The organism is Hymenobacter sp. FMD4 (genome assembly GCF_058932745.1).
The window spans coordinates 46,942-61,326 of record NZ_JBZYWH010000030.1; the positions used below are offsets into that span (position 1 = coordinate 46,942).

12 protein-coding genes are annotated in these 14,385 nt (G+C 57.7%); 9 read left to right on the forward strand and 3 right to left on the reverse strand.

All coding sequences use genetic code 11. The features are described 5' to 3' along the window. Nucleotides 1-31: 31 nt before the first annotated feature. The 8 genes from AC5FXY_RS20055 to AC5FXY_RS20090 all read left to right on the forward strand — a co-directional run bounded on the left by AC5FXY_RS20055 (nucleotide 32) and on the right by AC5FXY_RS20090 (nucleotide 8,412). Nucleotides 32-1,747: an OstA-like protein gene (locus AC5FXY_RS20055; protein WP_493558504.1), complete on the forward strand. Its 1,716-nt coding sequence runs from the start codon at nucleotides 32-34 to the stop codon at nucleotides 1,745-1,747. 102 nt (nucleotides 1,748-1,849) lie between these two features. Continuing rightward, entirely contained in the window at nucleotides 1,850-2,695 is an 846-nt protein-coding gene (locus AC5FXY_RS20060; RefSeq protein WP_493558505.1) for an outer membrane protein assembly factor BamD, read from the forward strand. Between the two features lie 93 nt (nucleotides 2,696-2,788). Then, complete coding sequence (locus AC5FXY_RS20065; protein WP_493558506.1) at nucleotides 2,789-3,130, forward strand: DNA-directed RNA polymerase subunit omega; 342 nt, start codon at nucleotides 2,789-2,791, stop codon at nucleotides 3,128-3,130. Nucleotides 3,131-3,151: 21 nt separating this feature from the next. Then, complete coding sequence (locus tag AC5FXY_RS20070; RefSeq protein WP_493558507.1) at nucleotides 3,152-3,730, forward strand: flavoprotein; 579 nt, start codon at nucleotides 3,152-3,154, stop codon at nucleotides 3,728-3,730. Nucleotides 3,731-3,810: 80 nt separating this feature from the next. Then, complete coding sequence (locus tag AC5FXY_RS20075) at nucleotides 3,811-4,473, forward strand: phosphopantothenoylcysteine decarboxylase domain-containing protein (protein ID WP_493558508.1); 663 nt, start codon at nucleotides 3,811-3,813, stop codon at nucleotides 4,471-4,473. Further along, a complete protein-coding gene (gene porD, locus AC5FXY_RS20080) occupies nucleotides 4,463-5,395 on the forward strand; it encodes a type IX secretion system protein PorD (protein ID WP_493558509.1) in 933 nt (310 codons plus the stop codon). The genes AC5FXY_RS20075 and porD overlap by 11 nt, the downstream gene beginning before the upstream one ends. Before the next feature lie 325 nt (nucleotides 5,396-5,720). Next, nucleotides 5,721-7,400, forward strand: a complete 1,680-nt coding sequence (gene recN / locus AC5FXY_RS20085; RefSeq protein ID WP_493558510.1) for a DNA repair protein RecN — start codon at nucleotides 5,721-5,723, stop codon at nucleotides 7,398-7,400. Nucleotides 7,401-7,584: 184 nt separating this feature from the next. Further along, nucleotides 7,585-8,412 carry an enoyl-ACP reductase FabI gene (locus tag AC5FXY_RS20090; protein WP_493558511.1) on the forward strand — a complete coding sequence of 276 codons (828 nt, stop codon included), beginning with the start codon at nucleotides 7,585-7,587 and terminating at the stop codon, nucleotides 8,410-8,412. A 232-nt stretch (nucleotides 8,413-8,644) separates the two neighbouring features. On the opposite strand, the gene AC5FXY_RS20095 is transcribed toward AC5FXY_RS20090, so the two are convergent. The 3 genes from AC5FXY_RS20095 to AC5FXY_RS20105 all read right to left on the reverse strand — a co-directional run bounded on the left by AC5FXY_RS20095 (nucleotide 8,645) and on the right by AC5FXY_RS20105 (nucleotide 11,922). Beyond that, entirely contained in the window at nucleotides 8,645-9,550 is a 906-nt protein-coding gene (locus AC5FXY_RS20095) for a carboxypeptidase-like regulatory domain-containing protein (protein ID WP_493558512.1), read from the reverse strand. 105 nt (nucleotides 9,551-9,655) lie between these two features. Next, nucleotides 9,656-10,591: a D-2-hydroxyacid dehydrogenase gene (locus AC5FXY_RS20100; protein ID WP_493558513.1), complete on the reverse strand. Its 936-nt coding sequence runs from the start codon at nucleotides 10,589-10,591 to the stop codon at nucleotides 9,656-9,658. Nucleotides 10,592-10,818: 227 nt separating this feature from the next. Beyond that, on the reverse strand, nucleotides 10,819-11,922 hold the full coding sequence (locus AC5FXY_RS20105; protein WP_493558514.1) for a lipase family protein: 1,104 nt from the start codon (nucleotides 11,920-11,922) through the stop codon (nucleotides 10,819-10,821). Between the two features lie 319 nt (nucleotides 11,923-12,241). Here AC5FXY_RS20105 and AC5FXY_RS20110 point away from each other — a divergent pair. After that, nucleotides 12,242-14,385, forward strand: a 2,144-nt coding sequence (locus tag AC5FXY_RS20110) for a carboxy terminal-processing peptidase (RefSeq protein ID WP_493558515.1), incomplete at its 3' end; no start/stop codon positions are given.

Genomic DNA, 14,385 nt, shown 5'->3' on the forward strand with positions numbered 1-14,385 from the left:
TTAGGGCGGTGGTTCCGTACTTTTGCGCCGCATGCGCCTCCGATTTCTCCTCTTTTTCTCGCTATTGCTGCTGAGCGCGCCGTTGGCGTGGGCTCAGCGCCGTCCTGCCCAAACGCAGCCTACGCCCAAGGGGCAGCGCATCGAGCTGCTGCCGGGTGCGGGCGAACTAATTGGGGGCGTGTTCAACGGCCAGCAGATTCGTAAGCTCATTAACAACGTGAGCTTCAAGCAGGGCGACGCCTTCTTGTACTGCGACTCGGCCTATCAGTACATCGACCGCAACGCCATCGAAGCCTTTAGTAATGTGCGCGTGGTGCAGAACGATACGGTCACCATCACCGGGGACCGGGGCTTTTACGACGGCGACACCCGCACGGCCCGCATGACCGGCAACGTAGTGCTGCGCGACCCGCGCATCACCCTCACCACCCAGGCCCTCGACTACGACCTAAACCGCAAAACCGCGTTTTACCGCAACGGCGGCCACATCGTCGACCCCGAAAATACCCTCGACTCGGAACGCGGCTACTACAACACGGCCACCCAGGTGTTCAGCTTCCGCGGCAACGTGAAGCTGGTGAGCAAGGACTACACCATCACCAACGATACACTGCAGTACAACACGCAGTCGAAGATTGCCTACTTCTTCGGCCCGACGCGCATTACCGGGCAGCAGGGCAATCTGTACGCCGAAAAAGGCACCTACAACACCCGCACCCGGGTGTCGGACTTTCAGCGCAACGCCAAAATCGAAACGCCTAACTACCTGCTCGGCGGCGACCAACTGGTGTACGACGAGGCCCGGCAGTATGGCATAGCCCGCGGCAATGTGTCGATGACGGCTAAGAAGGACAACGTGGTGATTCGCGGCGATGTGGGCCGCTACTGGCGCGGGCAGGGTCGGGCCAAAGTGTACGGCGCCCCCGTGATGCGCAGCATTGCCGACAACGACACGCTGTTTCTGGCCGCCGATACGCTGGTGAGCGTGGAGCGGCGCATGGAAGGCGACCCCGGCATTATTTACGCTTACCGCAGGGTCAAAATCTACCGCCGCGACCTGCAGGGCCGCTGCGACTCGCTGACCTACAACCGCCGCGACTCGGTAATCTACCTGAACACCAAGCCGGTGCTTTGGAGCGATAAAAACCAGCTAACGGCCGACTCGATGGAAATTCGGCTTCGGCGGCAGAAAATCGACCAGATGCGGCTGTACGCCAACTCATTTATCATCGGCCAGGATACCCTGCTGAACTTCAATCAGGTGAAGGGCCGAAATATGGTGGCGCATTTTTCGAACAGCAAGCTCAGGAAAGTGGACGTGCTCGGCAATGCCGAAAGCCTGTATTACGCCCTCGAAAACGACACTGCCACCACTGGCCTGAACAAAGCCGTGTCGGCCAACATGGCCATGCGTTTCGCTGACAGCAAGCTCCAGACCATCACGTTCCTGACCAATCCCGACGCCAGCTTTATTCCTCCGCACGAGCTGAAGGAAGAGGATAAGCAGCTGAAAGGCTTTCAATGGCTGATAGCCCAAAAGCCGACGCGCCGAGCTGTGCTGGGTAAGCATTTTGCCCCGCCCGCCCGCAAGGCTCGGGCTAAGCCTGCCGCCAAAGTCAAAACCGTCAAATCAAAATCAGCTCCTAAGAAGAGTCCGGCGGCCAAACCCGCAGTAAAAACCGCACCTGCAGCCAAACCGGCCGCGCCAGTTCGGCCGGCTCCGGCCAGCACTAAAGTGAAACCCTGATTGTTCCCGAGTCAATCGGCGCAACCTTTCGAGGGGCGCTGGCCTCCTGTGGCTGAGTGGTTTTTGTGCCAGAGCTGTCAAATCGTTACCTTTGCCCCCCTTATGCCCGCAATCCGTCTCCGCGTCGCTGCCTTGCTACTGTGCACCCTGTTGCTCGGAGCCTGCAGCTCCTATCAGAAGCTGTTGAAGAGCACCGACGTAAACCAGCGGTACACGGCGGCCATCGACTACTACGAAAAAAAGCAGGACTACTACAAAGCTGGTGCCCTGCTGGAGCCGCTGATTCCGCTGCTGAGAGGCCGGCCGGAAGCTGAGAAGGCCGAGTTCTACTTCGCCAACATCAACTACCGCCAGCGCAACTACACGCTCAGCTCTTACTACTTCGATCAGTTTTCGGCCACGTACCCGACTTCGCCCTTCGCGGAAGAAGCCGAGTTCATGCACGCCAAGTCCTTGTTCCGCGACTCGCCCGAGTACGAGCTGGACCAGACCAACACGATTGCGGCCATTGAGGCTATTCAGGAGTTTCTGAACCGCCGCCCCGAAAGCAAGTTCCGGCCCGAAGCCGAGAACATGTCGAACGAGCTGCAGAAGAAGTTGGAAGTGAAGGCCTATGAAAGTGCCAAGCTGTACCACGCGCTGCGTTATTATCAGTCAGCAGTGGTAGCCCTCAACACGTTCCAGCAGCAGTATCCTTCGTCGGCCTATGGCGAGCAGGTAGCTTTCCTGAAAGTCGATGCGCAGTATAACCTGGCCAAGGAAAGCATCGAAACCAAGCAGCGCGACCGGTACTTGGAAACCGTAGCGTTCTACCAAGCTTTTGTGGATGCCTTTCCACAGAGCAAGAATCTGAAGGCGGCCGAGCAGATGTACGACGCCGCGCAGAAATTCCTCAAGCAGACCCAACCGGCCACCGAAGCGGCTAGCACCGCGCCCGCGGCCAACTAATTTGAAAATGGCTAAATTGCTGAACGGTTAGATGGCTAATCGTTCGGTAATGCCCGCATTTTAGCCATCTGACCCTTCAGCCCATTGTATCCTATGAAAGTTCCGAGCCACGTTCCTGCTTCCATCGTTACGCGCAACCTGTCGGATTTCGTGTCCGAAACCGGCAACGTGTACGAGTCGATTTCCATCATCTCGAAGCGCGCCAACCAGATTTCGGTAAAGCTCAAGGAAGAGCTGAACAGCAAGCTGGCCGAGTTTGCCACCACGGTCGATAACCTCGAAGAGGTGTTCGAAAACCGCGAGCAGATCGAAATTTCCAAGCACTACGAGCGTCTGCCCAAGCCCACCAACCTCGCTATCGAGGAGTTCCTGGAAGGCAAGGTGACCTTCCGCATGCCCGATCCGGAGGAGCCCACGGCTGAGAAAGCCGAGTAGCTTACATCAGCCTAAGCCGAAATGCTGGCCGGTCGCCGCATATTGCTGGGCGTGAGCGGTAGCATTGCCGCTTATAAGTCAGCCGCTTTGGTGCGGCTGCTGGTAAAAGCCGAAGCCGAGGTGCAGGTAATCCTGACGCCCTCGGCTTCGGCTTTTGTTACGCCTATTACCCTAGCTACGCTTGCCAAACGTCCAGTTCTGCAAGGCTTTATCAAAGACGAGCAAGCCGGCGTGTGGCACAACCACGTGGAGCTGGGCCTGTGGGCCGATGCGCTGCTGATAGCCCCCGCCAGCGCCAATACGCTGGCCGCGCTAGCCAGTGGCCTGTGCCCGAACCTGCTCACTGCTGTGTACCTCTCGGCCCGCTGCCCAGTGCTGGTGGCGCCGGCGATGGACCTGGATATGTACCAGCACCCGGCTACCCAACGCAACCTGGCGCAACTGCGTCAAGACGGCGTGCAGGTGCTCGATTCGCCTGCCGGCGAGCTGGCTAGTGGCCTTACTGGTCCTGGCCGCATGCTGGAGCCGGAAGACATTGTGCGGGTGCTGGACGAGTTTTGGGGAAGCAGGCCTGGTGGAGCGGAGGTTACCCAAGTGTAGATTCACAGGAGAAGCGCGCAGGTGCTCAGAACTCTGACGTCTGATCGACTTTTAATTTTTAATTCCTCATTCTTGATTGAATGACGCACGTTCTGCTCACGGCTGGCCCAACCTACGAGCCCATTGACCCTGTCCGCTTTATCGGTAACCACTCAACGGGCAAGATGGGGTATGCACTGGCCGAGACGTTCGCCGAGGCGGGCTTTCAGGTAACGCTGGTAAGCGGGCCGACCAACCTGAGCATCTCGCATCCCGCCGTGCAAGTGGTGCGTGTGCAAACAGCTCAGGAGATGTACGAAGCCGCCGCTGCCGTAGCACCGCAAGCTGATATTTGGGTGTTTGCCGCTGCCGTAGCCGACTATCGACCCCGGACCGTGGCTGCTGAAAAGATTAAAAAGCGCGAGGACAGCTCCGACGAAACGCTGGTGCTGGAGCTGATCAAGAACGTTGACATTGCTGCCACTTTGGGCCAGACCAAGCGGGCTGAACAATTTTCCGTCGGTTTTGCGTTGGAGACGCAGGACGAACTGCGCCATGCCCAGGATAAGCTGCGGCGTAAGAACTTCGACCTGGTGGTGCTGAACTCCCTGCGTGATGCCGGGGCCGGTTTTCGCCACGATACCAATAAAGTCACGCTCGTGGACGCTGCGGGAGTGACTACATTTGATTTGAAGCCCAAGGCCGACGTGGCCCGCGACATCGTTTCTGCCATCCTTGCCCGCCTCCAACCTCATGTTGCATAACTGCCTTCTACAGTGTTTTGCCCTGTTACTGCTGACGCTGCTGGGCACGGCTGGTAAGGCTACTGCCCAAGAACTGCTAGCCGAGGTGCGCGTGACGGCCGAAAACGTGACCATCACCGACCGGCAGTTGCTCACGGCGATGCAAAACGACATCACGCAGTTTCTAAACAACCGGCGCTGGACCAACGAGATTTACAAACCGGAGGAGCGCATTCGCTGCCGCATTTTTGTGGGCATCAATGCCATTCCGCAAAACGGCAGCTACCAAGCTACGGCCCGCATTTTCACCTCTCGGCCAGTTTACGGCACCTCCTACGAAACCAACCTGCTGAGCTACGCCGAGACGTGGAAATTCAGCTACCTGCCCGGCCAGCCGCTCGATTTTTCGGAGAACTCCTTTGTTAACAACCTCTCTTCTATCCTGAGCTTTTATGCTTACGTGATGATCGGGATGGACCAGGACAGCTTTTCGCCACTGGGTGGTACCCGCAATTTTACCCGGGCCCAGAACATTCTGCAGGTGGCCGCCACCCAGAATGCCGACGGCGACGAAGGCTGGCGCGACAACGGCAAGCGTGATCAGCGTAGCCGCTACTGGCTGCTCAACGGTATGCAGGACCCACAGCTGGAAGCACTCCGCTCCGCGGTATATGCCTACTACCGCCAAGGTTTGGATATCTTCATTCAGAAGCCCGACGATGCCCGTAGCAGCATTCAGCAGGCTTTGCAGGGCATCCAGCAAGCGGCGCAGCGCCGCCCTGGCTCTACACTCATTCGGGCCTTTTTCGAAACTAAGGCCGATGAAATTGCCAACATCTACCGCAGCAGCTCTTCGCCCGATCAAAAGCAGAGCATAGTGGCCCTGTTGCAGGAAATCGACCCGACCAACTCGCCGAAGTATCAGGCCATCATGCAGCGCTAAGCCTTTGATTTCGCTCTGTAAGGCGACGTTTATCAAGAATTAGTAGCGGTGCCACGACTCAAATTTGTGGCACCGCTTTTTTGTACCGTTGGGGTACTTGGCTGAGTATCGCCAATGCTAATTTGACACGTATTTCAAGCTGTGCTAAATTTTTTATCGGCCCTCACGCCTATCAGGAAGCTCTTTTTGCACATGCTACTAACTTAGTTGGAAAATCGCCTTGCGGATGGACTAAAGTCTTTAGTAAGTTTGTAAACAGCTGTTCTGCGGCTTTTTGACTGCATCAGCTTTTAGCAAATTTACTTTTCACGCAACCATCACCCATATGCTGGTTGACCTCCGCATACAGAATTACGCCCTGATTGAGTCGTTGGAGCTGCGCCCGTCGTCGCTGTTGAACATCATCACGGGCGAAACCGGCGCCGGCAAGTCCATTATGCTGGGCGCCATCGGCCTGCTGCTCGGCAACCGCGCCGATTCCAAGTTGCTCTTCAACACCAGCAAGAAATGCGTGATTGAAGGGCAGTTCGATATTTCAGGCTATCAGCTGCAGGACATTTTCGAGGCCGAAGACATCGACTACGACACGCAGTGCATTCTGCGCCGCGAAATAGCACCCACCGGCAAGTCGCGAGCTTTCGTGAACGACACGCCGGTGACGGTGGAAACGCTGCGCAAAGTGGGCGCCAACCTCATGGACATCCACTCCCAGCACGACACGCTGCTGCTCGGCGACCCGGTGTTCCAGCTCAACCTGATTGACCTATACGCGGGCTTGGTGCCCACGCGCACTCAGTACGGCAACGCTTTCCGGCAGTACCGCAAGCTAGCCGCCGATCTGAAACACTTGGAGGATCAGGTAGCGCAGGCCAACAAGGAGCTGGACTACCATAGCTTCCTGCTCAACGAGCTGGAAGAGGCCAAGCTAGATGGGGAGGACCAGGAAGCATTGGAGCAGGAAATCAAGGAGCTGGAGCACGCCGAGGAAATCAAGCTGCGCCTTACACATGCCTTGCAGAGTTTGTCGGAAGGGGAGTACTGTGCCACCAGTTCGCTTAAGGAAGCCAGCATCATGCTGGGCCAGATAGCGGGCTATTCCGACGCCGTACGGCAGCTCAAAGAGCGGCTGGATAGCTGCCTCATCGAACTGCGCGACATAGCCGACGAAACCGAGCTGGCCGAGCAGCGCACCGAAGCTGACCCCAAGCGGCTGGACGAGTTGCAGGCGCGCCTGACAGTGTTCTACAATCTGCAACGCAAGCACCAAGTACGCGACTTGCCCGGCTTGCTGCAGGTGCGCGATGAACTGCAGCAGAAAGTGGGCTCGGTACTGAACCTCGACAAGGAAATTACCCGCTTGCGCAAAGATGCCGAAGGTGCGCTGTCTACCGTGAACAAGCGCGCCGCCCACCTGTCCGAGCAGCGGCGCAAGGCGTTTCCTTATTTTGAGAAGGAACTGGCCGAACTACTTGCCGACCTCGGCATGCCCAATGCCCGGCTGCTGGTGCAGCACAGCACTGGCCAACCCGCCACCAGCGGTACTGATGTCATCAGCCTACTCTTCACTGCCAACAAAGGCGCGCAGCCGCAGACCTTGAGCAAAGCCGCCTCGGGCGGGGAGTTCTCGCGGCTGATGCTATGCATCAAGTACATGCTGGCCGATAAAACCGCCCTGCCGACTATCGTCTTTGACGAAATCGACACTGGTATTTCGGGCGAAATAGCGGTTAAGGTAGGCCGTATGATGCAGCAGATGGCCAAAAAGCACCAATTGGTAGCTATTTCGCACCTGCCGCAAATGGCCGCCGCCGGCGACGCGCACTTCTTCGTGTACAAGGAAGACCGCGCCGACCGCACCGTGAGCCGCATTCGTCGCTTGACGGAGGAGGAACGCATCCGCGAAATCGCGCAGATGATTTCGGGTGCCAGGCCCAGTGAAAACGCCTTCCAGAGCGCCCGGGAGCTGTTGGCTATGCGCGGGGAGAGTGACTTGGTGCCCGCGTAGGAACATGTAAAAGTGTAGCGCGGCCTTGGCAGTCTGCGTCCACAGATGGGATTCTTAATCGTGAAATAGCGGTGGAAGATTACTATCAGCGGGCGCAGACTACCAAGGCCGCGTTACTGTTTCAGCCGAACGCCTATTTTTGCTCATTCCATAGTCCTTCTTCCGACTCGACTCAACTTCATTTATGGCCACCAACATACTTGCCGGCAAGCGCGGCATCATCTTCGGCGCCCTCAACGAACAATCTATCGCCTGGAAAGTGGCGCAGCGCTGCCACGAAGAAGGCGCCACGTTTGTGCTCAGCAACGCGCCACTGGCCATGCGCATGGGCGAAATCAACAAACTCTCGGAGCAGTGCAACGCCCCGATCATTCCGGCCGATGCCACCGTGCTCGAAGACCTGGAGAAGGTATTCAGCGGCGCTGTAGAGCAACTCGGTGGCAAGATTGACTTCGTACTGCACTCGATCGGTATGAGCCCGAACATTCGCAAGGGCAAGCACTACGGCGAGCTGAACTACGACTGGTTCCAGAAGACGCTGGACATCTCGGCGCTGTCGTTCCACAAAATGCTGCACGTGGCCGAAAAGCAGGACGCCCTGAACGAGTGGGGCTCAGTGGTGGCCCTGTCGTACATCGCCGCTCAGCGCGCGTTCCTCGATTACACCGATATGTCGCAAGCTAAGGCCGTGCTGGAAAGCATCGCCCGCAGCTATGGTCAGCGCCTCGGCACCATGAAGAAGGTGCGCGTGAATACGATTTCACAGTCGCCGACTAAGACCACAGCCGGCACCGGCATCAGCGGCTTCGACGCCTTCTACGAGTACGCCGACCGCCTCTCACCCCTGGGCAACGCCCCGGCCGAAGCCTGCGCCGACTACTGCGTGTCGCTGTTCTCGGACCTGACGCGCTACGTGACCATGCAGAACTTGATGCACGACGGAGGCTTCAGCACTACGGGCATCTCGGAAGCCATGGTAGAAGCCATTAGCAAGAGCACCCAAGAGGCGTAAGCTATTGCATTTACAAAACGACGAAGCCCGACCGTATCGGTCGGGCTTCGTCATTTTGTTATCTGTTCCTGCTTGCCGTCGTTGCTGATTTTGGCCAGGTTGCCCTCGGCCATGCAGCGTAAGATCAGTAGAGGCAATGATCAGGTAGGAGTGTAGCGCAAGCGGGCCTCCGCAGTGGCAAAATGCAGTCGAAAGCTGGTAGGCGAATTGTTGAGGTGCTAGCTGTGCGGCTTTAATAAAAGAAGCGTTGGAAGACCAAGATTATTTCCCGATAGGTCCGAATGTGATTGACCCGAAAACCCGCCTGATAATTGCTCGCAAACGGATGCAGTACTTCGCCCTGAAATTGCCAAAAGCCAGGCCAACGCGTGGCCTGCGCCGTGGCAAATAATTGGAAAGGGTAAGGGAGCAGATTGTTGTTTGTTAGGCCAAAGCCATACCCATAGCCTCCGCGCTGCTTAAGTTCTTGCCGTGATGCTGAACCCCAGCGGGCATAGCCGCCGCTAAGCAAAAGCTGAGGCACTCTGCGGCCCTGTAGAAAAAACAATGCAACGCTAGTCTCTGCTCGCCAGCTAGCAAAGCGGACATCAGGTCCAATACCTTGCAATTGCTGGTATTCTACTTTTTGGGCGAGCAACGGTCTGCACTTGTAGCCAAAGCCGATTTGCAGACTGCTGGTTAAGGCATAATTGCGACTCAAATTGGTTTGCCATCCTGCCGAAGCTCTGACGGGTACCCGAACCAACCGCTGCCCAAATAACTGAATCCGGCCCCCGAGCGGGGCATAGCGTACCCCACTCGCTAGGCCTACGGCCATAATCGGTGGTGCATACACTGAGCAGAATATTTCCGCGCTTTCCTGTAGACTGATGTCTTCTTGGAGCTGAATAACTGGCTGGCCAGCAGCAAGTACTTTAACCTCGCGGGTGAGGTAGCCAACTGATGAAACGACCAGAGCAAGGGTATCCTGCGCCGCAAAAACACGAAAGCTGAAGTAGCCATCGGCATCGGTCAATATACCGTTGGTAGTGCCTTTTTGCAATACCGTTGCGCCCGGCATAGGCTCGCCGAGTTGGGTTATTACCCGTCCGTTTACCGTAGAGTTTTGGCCGCTGCAGGAGCAGGCAATGGATAACAAGAAGAGAAGGAACAGAAGTACACGTAGGTGCATGAGCGTTTTAATGAAAGTGCTGTACAGGGGATGCACTTTCGCCATCTATTCCACAATGACTTCTCGACTTTATCAATACCCCCGCGTCACATCCACCAGATTTTCTAGCGGCTCGCCGCGCTGAAAGCGCTGCAGGTTCAGCAGAATCATGTCCACTTTGCCGCTGTCTTCGTCGGGCTGGCCGCCGGCGGAATGTTGGGTGACGATGACGTTGGGCAGGCTCCAGAGTGGGTTGTCGGTGGGTAACGGCTCCACGGCGGTTACGTCCAGCACGGCGCCATACAGATGGCCAGACTGCAGCGCCGCAATCAGGGCGGGCTCGTCGGTGGTGTTGCCGCGACCCACGCTGGCGTACACGCTGCCGGGCTTCATGGCTTGAATCAATTCGGCGGAGAAGAAGCCTTCGGCGGTGCCAGGTAGGCAGTTGATAACGAGGCCGGTTTCGGGCAGTACTGCTTTCAAATCGTCCGCAGAGTGCAACTGCGCCTCCGGGCTGGTGCGGGCCAGCAACTGTGTGTGGCACTGAAAGCCGGAGAGCTGCTGGCGTACCGCGAGGCCAATGTAACCGGCCCCGAGGATGACAACCCGTTTGTGGCGCATAAGCTGCATGGTGGCTCGCACGGGCGGGCCCACCCAACGCTTTTCGGCTTGGAGCAGGGCCAACTCGGGCAAGTTGCGGTAAAGGGCCATGATGCCGGCCACAATGCTTTCGGCGCAGGGCCAGGCGAAGTAGTCGCCCATGTTGGCTACCGGTACAGAAAGTTGCAGACCAGCGTAGCGCTCAAAGCCGGAAGAATCGATTTGCCAGAACTGCAGGTTGGGTAACGGTCCTTCAGTAAACCACTCAGGCGGCGGATTGCCGAGGATGACGTGAGCGGATCGGAAAGCGGGTAGTTGCTCGGCTTCGGAAAGCTCGTTGCGGAAAGCAACCTCCACATCGGGCGGAAGTTGAGCACGTAGGCGGGCTCGGAGAGCGTCGTGGAGGAGGGTATAAACGTACAGATGCATGAAGAGGCAGCGGATCGGGATGCAAGTTTACCGCGTTTTGGGCTGGGGTGAGGTCAAGTAAGTAAGTCCAAAGGGCTGCTTACGAAATGTTGTTCAACTCGTATCGGCCCAAGAGAAATTACAAACTGATTGCCGGTCCAGACTGTCTCTGGGTCCAAGGCTCGATGCCGGTGCACGAACAGGAGTCGTGGCAGGTCGATGGTCATCAGCGCAAAAGGCGCTATCAGCTACGGCAGGCGCTCGGCTAGGTACAGGTAAGGCTGAAACATGTGGTGCACGAAGATGCGCTGCGGGTCATTGGGGTACAGCTGGTAGTAAGCCGCATTGGGCATCAGCACGATGGTGTGACCAGTGCGGACGTAATTATTGCTCGGGAAATACTCGCCCGGCTTGTATTCTGGCAGCTGCTTGGTCACTTCCCGTGAGGCCATGGTGCCGAGGTATTTTTGATAAGCCCGCTGCGCCTTACGCGTCGGCCTATCCAGCTGGCGGTAAACGTAGCCCAGGGCCACCCGCTTGGGCAGGGCCTGCTTGCGAATAATGCCCTTGGCCCCCATAAATGGATTTACTGGGTTGAAGTCGTCCAGCGTTTGTATAGAAATGGGCACTTCCGGCACCCAATCGGCAGCGTTTACCACATTGAACGCCCAACCGCCGTTCGGGCCATACGCGGCGGCTTCGTACTCGTAGGCGAAATACTGATTGCCGGGTTTGGGGCCGGCGCTGCAATAAGTTTTGAGTTGGATGTCGGCCGGTAGCTGGCCCTGGCGCTGCAAGGAGCGCAGGTGCGCCGTCATTAGGAAGGTAATAGCCCCGCCTTGGCTGTGGCCGATCAGCAGCACCTGCCGGGTGCCGTGGCGGGAGCAGGAATCCAGCTTGCTCAGGATGTCGGCCGAAAGCGAAGCCATGCCCAGCAGCCAGCCCGCGTGCACGGCCGCCTGCGGGTGCTGGGCCAACTCGTAGCGGAAGGTGCGGTTGTTGGCTAGCTGCAGTTGGCCCTTGGCCGGCAGCATAGCCGCGTAGAAATTTTCGAGCCAGCTGACGTTGTTCTGCGTGGTGCCGCGGATGCTTACCACCACCGTCCCCTGGCCGTTGGTCCATAGGTCCCAGCGGTTGTCGAGCCCTACGATGGGCGAGCGGTACACCAGTTGAAACCGCTTGGGTGCAGGAATGCCCCTAAACCAGACTGAGTCGGGGCTTTGGCGGGCGTGCAGGCGCAGCAATTCTAAGTATTCTTCCTTATCGAAGCCCGGTTGCAGACGTTGCTGCGCCGCGGCGGTGTTGGTAACGAGCAACGAAAGCAGCCAGCAAAGGCACGAGAGCAGTTTCATAAAATGAGGGCAGAAGAGGGCCGTTGAGCGCAGCATACTGGGATAAGCTTCAGGTTGTATTTTGTCACTTGTTGAATCCCAATTAATCCTACGCCAGTCAGAGTCGAGCGGGTAGGGGATGTTCCCGATGCCGTTACATTGCCGAAGCGGGGCGGTCTGGAATGATTCCTGCTTTTAGCCCCTCGTAGCGGCGTGCAACTTGCTGCGTCCACCCGCGTCTTAATGATTGTCATCCAGATACGGCTAGTCCATTGCCGGGAAGAGACTAAGTGCCGGGTTTCCCGCCGTGGCTTATCTTTCGCTTTCTAATTTTTGCTTTATGGCGTCTTTTCGCTCTACGTTAGGTTTGTACTCGGCCCTGCTGCCAGGTTTTTTCTTGCTCGGTCCCAGCGAGATTAATCTCCGCAAGGGTGGCGATGTGCCGCTACATAAAAAGGAAGTTCTGCTCAGCACCGTTACGCAGGGCATGGGCGTGGCCCACGTGCAGCCAGGCCAACTCGACGACGAGTTTTCGCGCCGCGCCTTCGCACTTTACCTCAAGCGCCTCGACAGCGGTAAGAAGTTCCTGCTCCAATCGGACGTGAAGCAGCTCCAAGCTTACGAAAAGGCCATAGACAACGAGATAAAGCAAGGCAAGCACGAGTTTCTGGACTTGAGCACCCGCCTTATCGATCAGCGGATGCAGGAAGCCCAAGCCTTGTACCGCGAGCTGCTGAAGCAGCCCTTTGAGTTCACGGCCAACGAAACCTTTGAAACCGAACCGTCCAAGCTTTCCTACGCCGCCGACGAAGCCGCCCGCCGCGACCTGTGGCGCCGCTTGCTGAAGTACCAGACCATGGTGCGCGTGTCGGAAATGATGGATGAGCAGCAGCGCCAACAGAAAAAGTCGCTGGCGTCTACCAAGTCGACCCCCAACGAAGCAACGCTCTCGGCGCCGGTGCGCACCCCGGCCGAGATGGAAGCCGAAGCACGTAAGCAGGTACTGAAATACTACGACGAGTGGTTTAGCGACCTGCGCCAGACCGACGAAGCCGACCGTTTGGCCCAGTTTGCCAATGCCGTGGCCAATACCTACGACCCGCACTCAGAGTATTTTGCACCGCAAGAAAAAACCAATTTTGACCTGGCACTCACCGGCCGCCTTGAAGGCACCGGCGCGCAGCTAGGCGAAAAAGACGGCCAGATTGTGGTGGCCTACATCGTGCCCGGCTCGGCCTCGTACCGCCAAGGCGAGCTGAAAGTAGGCGACATTATCCTGCGCGTGGCACAGGCCGATGCCGAACCGGTGGCCGTGGAAGGCATGCGCATGGATAAAGTGGTGCAGATGATCCGCGGTAAGAAAGGCACCGAAGTGCGCCTGACGGTGAAAAAGCCCGATGCCAGCATCCGCGTCATCTCCATCATTCGGGATGTAGTGGTGATAGAGGAAACGTACGCCCAGTCGGCCGTCATCAATGAGGGCGGCAAGAAAATTGGCTACATCCTGCTGCCGAGCTTCTACGCCGATTTCAACCAGAACGGTGGCCGCAGCAGTGCGCAAGACGTGAAGAAAGAGCTGGAAAAGCTAAAGCAGGCAAAAGTGGACGGTGTGGTGCTCGACCTGCGCTTCAATGGCGGTGGCTCCTTACTGGATGCCGCCGAAATGGCGGGCCTGTTTGTGGAAAGCGGCCCCATGGTGCAGGTAAAAGGCCGGCAGAAGGCTCCTGAACTTCTGCGCGACCCGGACCCCAAGGTAACTTACGATGGCCCGCTGGTGGTAATGGTGAACCGCTATAGCGCCTCCGCCTCCGAAATTCTGGCCGGGGCCATCCAGGATTACAAGCGCGGCGTCATCCTCGGCAATACCACCTACGGCAAAGGCACAGTACAGCGCGTGTTTGACCTCGACAACATCATGAACCCCGAGCTGGCCTCTCTTAAGCCTTTCGGATCATTGAAGATGACGGTGCAGAAGTATTACCGCGTCAATGGCTCCTCCACGCAGTTCAAAGGCGTGACGCCCGACATCGTGGTGCCCGATCCTTACAGCTCCCTGGCCGACGGCGAACAGGACACCGACTACCCGCTGCCCTGGGACGAAATTGCGCCGGCCAAGTACCAAACCTGGGCAGCGGCTCCGCCCGTCGCCAAGCTCGCTGCCAACAGCCAGAAGCGCATCGCTTCCAACCAAGCTTTCCGCCTGCTCAACGACGCCGTGCAGAACATGGCCAAGCGCCAGAAAGAAACGCGTGTATCACTGAATCTAACAACGTACCGCGCCGAGCGCCAACTGGTGCAGCAGACCACGGAGAAGTACCGCGAAGCCCAGCAACAAGCCACCGTGCTGAACGTAGCGCCGCTGGCCCTGGCTGCCGCCGGCTCCGACAGTACCCAGACCAACCGTTCTACGCGCTTCGTTCAACCCCTGCGCAAGGACCTGACACTGCGTGAAGCCGTGGCTGTGATTCAGGAACAGCTGCAGTA

Bases quoted from the DNA above. Each gene is read 5' to 3' on its own strand.
- AC5FXY_RS20055 (WP_493558504.1), top strand. From the start codon at position 32: ATGCGCCTCCGATTTCTCCTCTTTTTCTCGCTATTGCTGCTGAGCGCG.
- AC5FXY_RS20060 (WP_493558505.1), top strand. From the start codon at position 1,850: ATGCCCGCAATCCGTCTCCGCGTCGCTGCCTTGCTACTGTGCACCCTG.
- AC5FXY_RS20065 (WP_493558506.1), top strand. From the start codon at position 2,789: ATGAAAGTTCCGAGCCACGTTCCTGCTTCCATCGTTACGCGCAACCTG.
- AC5FXY_RS20070 (WP_493558507.1), top strand. From the start codon at position 3,152: ATGCTGGCCGGTCGCCGCATATTGCTGGGCGTGAGCGGTAGCATTGCC.
- AC5FXY_RS20075 (WP_493558508.1), top strand. From the start codon at position 3,811: ATGACGCACGTTCTGCTCACGGCTGGCCCAACCTACGAGCCCATTGAC.
- porD (WP_493558509.1), top strand. From the start codon at position 4,463: ATGTTGCATAACTGCCTTCTACAGTGTTTTGCCCTGTTACTGCTGACG.
- recN (WP_493558510.1), top strand. From the start codon at position 5,721: ATGCTGGTTGACCTCCGCATACAGAATTACGCCCTGATTGAGTCGTTG.
- AC5FXY_RS20090 (WP_493558511.1), top strand. From the start codon at position 7,585: ATGGCCACCAACATACTTGCCGGCAAGCGCGGCATCATCTTCGGCGCC.
- AC5FXY_RS20100 (WP_493558513.1), bottom strand. From the start codon at position 10,591: ATGCATCTGTACGTTTATACCCTCCTCCACGACGCTCTCCGAGCCCGC.
- AC5FXY_RS20105 (WP_493558514.1), bottom strand. From the start codon at position 11,922: ATGAAACTGCTCTCGTGCCTTTGCTGGCTGCTTTCGTTGCTCGTTACC.